This window comes from Gelidibacter salicanalis, from assembly GCF_016469035.1.
GTDB classification, from domain to species: Bacteria; Bacteroidota; Bacteroidia; order Flavobacteriales; family Flavobacteriaceae; genus Gelidibacter; species Gelidibacter salicanalis_A.
Genome location: NZ_JAEHJZ010000550.1, coordinates 1 through 325, shown reverse-complemented (window position 1 = coordinate 325; position 325 = coordinate 1). Strand labels below are relative to the sequence as shown.

The window sequence follows — 325 nt, the reverse complement described above, 5'->3', positions numbered from 1 at the left end:
CTTTAGGAAATTTAAAAGACGGAAGCGATCAAGATTTAAGATCATTGTTTGAAGATTATATTCAACAAACGACTCAATTCAATCATGAACTGACTCCATTCGCTGTTATTAATGGTGAAGAAACAACAGAAGGAACACCTATATCTGGAAAATTGCATCGCTTTTGGCTTGATCTTAAAGCTTCATTATCTGGCCATGATCGCAAAAGTATACTCGAAGAATGTGAACGTGGTGAGGATGCTAGTAAAAAGGCATATGAAAAAGCAATTCAAGAATCACCAGATCTACCTATACATATCGTCAGTATTATTCGAAATCATGCACA

The 325-nt window shown here is 35.4% G+C and carries 1 protein-coding gene; it reads left to right on the top strand.

Features of this window, described 5'->3' with window-relative positions; genetic code table 11:
* Positions 1–325 (top strand): ferritin-like domain-containing protein (locus tag JEM65_RS22010; protein ID WP_199603910.1); only part of this gene is annotated, 325 nt, incomplete at both ends.